This is a genomic window from Halochromatium sp., assembly GCF_054919635.1.
This window is the reverse complement of sequence record NZ_JBUDPI010000276.1, coordinates 1-5,109: the sequence shown is the minus strand read 5'-3', so window position 1 is coordinate 5,109 and position 5,109 is coordinate 1. Positions and strand designations below refer to the sequence as shown.

Here is a 5,109-nt window from a genome sequence, read left to right as displayed (position 1 = left end):
GCGCAGGCACGTTGATCCGACGCATGTCGCCATCGACCCGGATCATCGGCGGCAGTCCGGCCGAGAGATGCAGGTCAGAGGCGTTGTTCTTGGCCCCGAAGGCTAACAGCTCAGCGATATCCATCGCTCGCATCCTCGCAGCAGCTCGCCACCCAGCGACGCCCGGATCGGGGCATCAAGGTTGCTCCGGTTGCTGAAAGACAGGGATCTACGCGCTCTTGCAACGGTGGTACCTCGCCTTGCACTAACACCGGCTGCGCGCGGCGCGCACGGTCTCAGCGGTGATCTCGCCAGCCTCCACGCGCTCAGCCTTGGCCAGCACCTCGGCCTCGAGCCGATCCTTGAACTGCTGAATGCGTTGGCGCAGCTCGAGATCGGTCACACCGAGGATCTGCGCGGCCAAGAGGCCAGCATTCTTGGCGCCATTGATCGCGACCGTGGCCACCGGGACGCCGGCTGGCATCTGCACGATGGATAGCAAAGAATCCTCGCCCGAGAGCGCCGACGACTTGACCGGCACGCCGATCACAGGCAACGCGGTGATCGCCGCGACCATGCCGGGCAGATGCGCGGCACCGCCAGCCCCGGCGATGATCACGCCCAACCCGCGCTCGGCGGCCTGCTGGGCATAGCTGTAGAGACGCTTCGGGGTGCGATGGGCCGAGACGATACTGACCTCATGAGGCACGCCAAGCTCGGCAAGCACATCGGCCGCCGCCTGCATCACCGGCAGGTCCGAATCGCTGCCCATGATGACGCCGACGCGTGGATCACCTGTTGCTCTAGCCATCACTGCACCTCGCTGCCGATCTCGATCAAGGCGCGCACCTGCTCGGCCTTGTGCCGCGCCGACTCGATGTCGCTATCCAGCACCGTCACATGCCCCATCTTGCGGAAGGGCCGGGTGCTCGCCTTGCCATAGAAATGTAACGACACGCCGGGGATCGCGAGCGCGGCGCGCAGCCCACGGATCACCGGCGGCCCCGATTCATCCGGCGCGCCGAGCAGGTTGATCATCGCTGCCGGGATCATCTGATCGGTCGCGCCGAGCGGCAATCCAGTGATCGCCCGCAGATGTTGCTCGAACTGGTCGGTGATACAGGCCTCGATGGTGTAGTGGCCCGAATTGTGGGTGCGCGGCGCGACCTCATTGACCAGCAGCTCGCCGGCCTCGGTCAAGAACAGCTCGATGCCGAAGATACCGACACCGCCCAAGCCAGTCACGGTCTCGATGGCCAAGGCCCGCGCAGCGGCCAACGTTGCGGCGGGTATCCGGGCCGGAGCCAGGAGCATGTCGAGGATATTCGCGCCGGAACGGAAGCACATCTCGACTGGCTCGTAGCTGCGCACCTCGCCATCCTGGCCCCGGACCACGATCACCGCTAGCTCCTTGGCGGCTGGAACGAAGCGTTCGATGAGCGAGGGCACCGGCAGCACTTGCGCCCGATCCGCCGCCGAGCGCATCACCACCACGCCGCGACCGTCGTAACCGCCGCGCCGCGCCTTCTGCACCAGCGGATAGCCAAAGCGCTCGAACTGCTCGGCATCGTCTGGATCGACCTCGATGAAGTCGGCGGTCGGTATACCGAGCGCCATCAGCCGCTGCTTCTGGCGCAGTTTGTCCTGGATCTCAGCGAGCAGGCTTGCCGAGGGCAGGATCTGATGTCCCGCATCGGCCAAGGTTGCGAGGATGGTGGCATCGATGTCCTCGATGTCGAAGGTGATGACATCGACCTGCTCGGCCAGCTGGCGCAACGCCTGCGGATCATGCGAATCGGCGACGATCTGCTGTCCAGAGACTTGACCCGCCGGCGAGCCTGGAGTCGGATCGAGGACCACGCAGGTACAGCCAAGGCGCCTCGCGGACTTGACCAGCATCCGCCCAAGCTGCCCGCCACCGATGATGCCAATCCGAGAGACAGGATAGGGATACTGGTCTGACGACGAAGACGGCGTGGACATCATCTGGAGAGCCTGAGCAGGGACAGCGCGCTGAATGAGCCGGGGACTTCAGCCTGATTGAGCAATGAGACGTTCGCGGATCTGCGCGAAATTGGCCTCAGCCTCGGCCAGACGCGCGCGAATCTCGGGCTCGTAATCGATCGCGAAGTCCAAGAAGGTTCGTGCGACCAAGGATAGCTCGCGGCCCCGAGAATAGACTAGATGCCAGCGACGCATGATCGGAAAGCCGTCGACATCGAGCAGTGCGAGCCGACCGCCGGCACTCTCGAGGGTGAGCGAGTGCAGCGACAGGGCGGCAATGCCAAGTCCACCCACGATAGCGCGCTTGATCGCCTCATTGCTTCCGAGCTGCATCCGCACGCGTGGCATCAACCCGTTCGCGGCGAACTGCGCGAGCACCGCGTCACGAATGCCAGAGCCTGACTCGCGCAGGATAAAGTTCTCTTCGGTCAGCGCTCGGAGCGGTATCGAGCGTTGGCTGGCCAGCGGATGGTCGACGCTGGCGACCATGACCAACGGATTCGGCGCAAAGGGGATGGTCTGAACCTGAGCGTTGGTCTCGCGCGGCTGCCCCATCACGTAGAGGTCGTCGTCGTGCCCCATGAGTCGTTCGAGGATCTGCTCGCGATTGGTCACCTTCAGCGAGACGTCGATGCCCGGATAGACGCGACAGAAGGCACCGAGGATCTCGGGCGCTACGTACTTGGCCGTGGTCAAAACCCCGAGCCGCAGGCGGCCGCGCTTCAGGCCCTTGAGGTCGGCGAGCTTGATCTCGAGGTTCGACAGGGTGTTGAGGATGTCGCGACAGGCCAGATGCACCTCACGACCGGCATCGGTCGGCTCGATGGTGCGTCCAACATGGCGAAACAAGGGGGCACCGATGGCCTCTGACAGCTTCTTGATCTGCATCGAGACCGTGGGCTGAGTTAGGAACAGCTCCTCAGCGGCACGGGTGAAGCTGCCGAGGCGCACGATCGCCTCGAGCAGCTGCAGCTGACGCAAGGTGGTGTGGCGGATCAGGTAATCCGATGCGTTACTGCCGGTGCTGGTGCGGTTATCGGTCGCGTCTGTGGTTGGGCTTTGCGGCATCGCGCTGTGACGGCTGCTTCCAGCAGGCACACCCTTGGGCTTACGTCCGGCCATTCGACCAAGTCCTCGGCACGGCAGGGGCTGAGCAAAGATAAGCCTGCCAGCTCATGCTCATCGCGGGACTTGGACCGATAGCGGAGTAATGGAGGCGTAACGCCGGTTGCCGGCAGACAACGCCCGGCGTTGCACCGAACGCGACGAATCGGCTCCGCAACAGGGCTAATCCGGCCAGATCCGCTGACCGCTTTGGAAAGGGTCGTCGATCGATGGATTGTCGGCGCGCGAGGTGCTCGCGAGCGCCGCGACGCCAAAGCCGGACGCTGCGGTTGACGCTGACGAGCGCTGCCGGGAGCGGCGCGCCGATGAAGCCGCCTTGGCCGGCGCCTTCTTGCGGGTCGTCGAACCGCTGGTCGTCGCGCTCTCAGATGCCGACGCCTCAGGCGCCGCAGATTGGATCATTTCTTCGCTCATCATCCATCCTCCAACGGATACCAGAGGAGCCGGCGGCCGAGAGCCTGAGTAAGGCCTCGGTCGCAGACCATGCGCTAAGCGCTGTTATCACCGTCAAGTAATGCGTCGACCTGTCTCGCGAATGCATGCAGTTGTTCATCAACCTGCTCAGCACCCTTTTCGACAAACAGGGTCAGATTCACGTAGGTGCGGCCAAAGCTCAGGTTTGGGTACAAGCCCGTCGCCTCGGACAGCTCCGCGACGCGGTCGAGGAAGTCGCGCAACGGCTCATAATCGCCGAACTCAACCCGCCGCTCAAGCCGGAGTGGTCGAGACCGCTCGCGCCAAGGGTGGCCACCTGTCTCAGTCGGGCTCATCGCGATCAGAAGTAGGCGCGCTCATCGGGCTGATGCCGCGGCACACCCAATGCTTCGAGCCAGGTGTCGATCTCTGCTGCATGATGCAGCTCATCCTGCAGCAGACCGTTGAAGAACTCCGCATTCTCATGGTCGCCGATACGCCGGCAGAAACGCGTGGCCTCGTCATAGAGGGCGACGATCTCCGCCTCGAGCACCGCGTCCTGGCGCAAGAGGTCAACCAGATTACGGGCGACGCTCGCCGGGCGCAACTGAGAGGCATTCGGCGACACGCCAAGCCCAAGCATACGCTTGACCAAGCGCTCGGCGTGCTGCATCTCCTCGACGGTCTCTCGTCGAAACCGATCGGCTGCCTCGTTCAGACCCCAAGCCTCGGTCAGCGCCGCCTGCGTCATGTACTGCTGGACGGCCGAATACTCAAGGCTCAAGGCTCGGCCGAGGTAGCCGAGCGTGCGCGGATGGACGGTTGCGTGACGCATGCGTCGGCTCAGTCAGTGGCCCCACCACCGGTCGGCAGCACTGGCTCCACCTCACGATGCGGGCGAGCGATGATGTGCGCGGCCACAAGGCCATCGCCAACGCGCTCACAGGCGTCGGCACCAGCACGCACCGCCGCGTTGACCGCACCGGTCTCACCGCGCACCAGCACGGTCACGTAGCCGCCGCCAACAAACTCGCGACCGATCAACCGCACCTCGGCAGCCTTGGTCATCGCATCAGCAGCTTCGATCGCCGGCACCAGGCCGCGCGTCTCGATCATTCCGAGGGCAATGCCCATCGTCTCGTTTGCCATCGAACTTCTCCCAGTGTTGACGCGCCGGGCCCGGATGGCCCGTTTCGCGATCGTGTCAAATGCGCCGGGGCAGCACCGCCTCAGAGGACGAGCGGCTCAGGCCCAATTCGCTGCGCCGGTTGCGCTCGGACGCCGAGTACGCTGACCGTACTCAGTCAGACGATGCACTACCGGTCGGCAGCACCGGCTCGACCTCGCGGTGCGGGCGGGCGATGATGTGCGCCGCAACCAGTCCGTCGCCGACGCGCTCGCAGGCGTCAGCGCCGGCACGAACAGCGGCATTGACCGCACCGGTCTCACCACGCACCAGCACGGTGACGTAGCCACCGCCGACGAACTCACGGCCGATCATTCGCACTTCGGCAGCCTTCGTCATCGCGTCCGCGGCCTCGATCGCCGGCACCAGCCCGCGCGTCTCGAGCATGCCAAGCGCAATAC

General features: G+C 64.7%; 8 protein-coding genes and 1 pseudogene. 1 reads left to right on the top strand and 8 read right to left on the bottom strand.

Annotated elements, in window-relative coordinates:
* The 4 genes and pseudogenes from ACY693_RS14685 to ACY693_RS14670 form a co-directional block, all read right to left on the bottom strand.
* Positions 1 to 124 (bottom strand): annotated as a pseudogene (locus tag ACY693_RS14685) (twitching motility protein PilT); the annotation flags it as partial.
* Between the two features lie 120 nt (positions 125 to 244).
* Positions 245 to 790, bottom strand: coding sequence for a 5-(carboxyamino)imidazole ribonucleotide mutase (purE, locus tag ACY693_RS14680; protein ID WP_462322561.1), 546 nt, complete (start codon positions 788 to 790; stop codon positions 245 to 247).
* Complete coding sequence (locus ACY693_RS14675; RefSeq protein ID WP_462322560.1) at positions 790 to 1,962, bottom strand: 5-(carboxyamino)imidazole ribonucleotide synthase; 1,173 nt, start codon at positions 1,960 to 1,962, stop codon at positions 790 to 792. The genes purE and ACY693_RS14675 overlap by 1 nt, the downstream gene beginning before the upstream one ends.
* A gap of 48 nt (positions 1,963 to 2,010) precedes the next feature.
* Complete coding sequence (locus ACY693_RS14670) at positions 2,011 to 3,051, bottom strand: LysR family transcriptional regulator (protein ID WP_462322562.1); 1,041 nt, start codon at positions 3,049 to 3,051, stop codon at positions 2,011 to 2,013.
* Between the two features lie 271 nt (positions 3,052 to 3,322).
* Here ACY693_RS14670 and ACY693_RS14665 point away from each other — a divergent pair, with 271 nt between their 5' ends.
* Positions 3,323 to 3,574, top strand: coding sequence for a hypothetical protein (locus ACY693_RS14665; protein ID WP_462322559.1), 252 nt, complete (start codon positions 3,323 to 3,325; stop codon positions 3,572 to 3,574).
* 22 nt (positions 3,575 to 3,596) lie between these two features.
* Here the strand turns inward: ACY693_RS14665 and ACY693_RS14660 are convergent, their stop codons facing one another.
* The 4 genes from ACY693_RS14660 to ACY693_RS14645 all read right to left on the bottom strand — a co-directional run bounded on the left by ACY693_RS14660 (position 3,597) and on the right by ACY693_RS14645 (position 5,107).
* Positions 3,597 to 3,878, bottom strand: a complete 282-nt coding sequence (locus ACY693_RS14660; protein ID WP_462322558.1) for a 4a-hydroxytetrahydrobiopterin dehydratase — start codon at positions 3,876 to 3,878, stop codon at positions 3,597 to 3,599.
* Positions 3,879 to 3,883: 5 nt separating this feature from the next.
* A complete protein-coding gene (locus tag ACY693_RS14655; RefSeq protein ID WP_462322557.1) occupies positions 3,884 to 4,357 on the bottom strand; it encodes a ferritin-like domain-containing protein in 474 nt (157 codons plus the stop codon).
* 8 nt (positions 4,358 to 4,365) lie between these two features.
* Positions 4,366 to 4,671, bottom strand: a complete 306-nt coding sequence (locus ACY693_RS14650) for a BMC domain-containing protein (protein WP_462322556.1) — start codon at positions 4,669 to 4,671, stop codon at positions 4,366 to 4,368.
* A 151-nt stretch (positions 4,672 to 4,822) separates the two neighbouring features.
* The gene (locus tag ACY693_RS14645) at positions 4,823 to 5,107 is read right to left on the bottom strand and encodes a BMC domain-containing protein (RefSeq protein WP_462322555.1); all 285 of its coding nucleotides are present in this window, start codon (positions 5,105 to 5,107) and stop codon (positions 4,823 to 4,825) included.
* Positions 5,108 to 5,109: the final 2 nt, after the last annotated feature.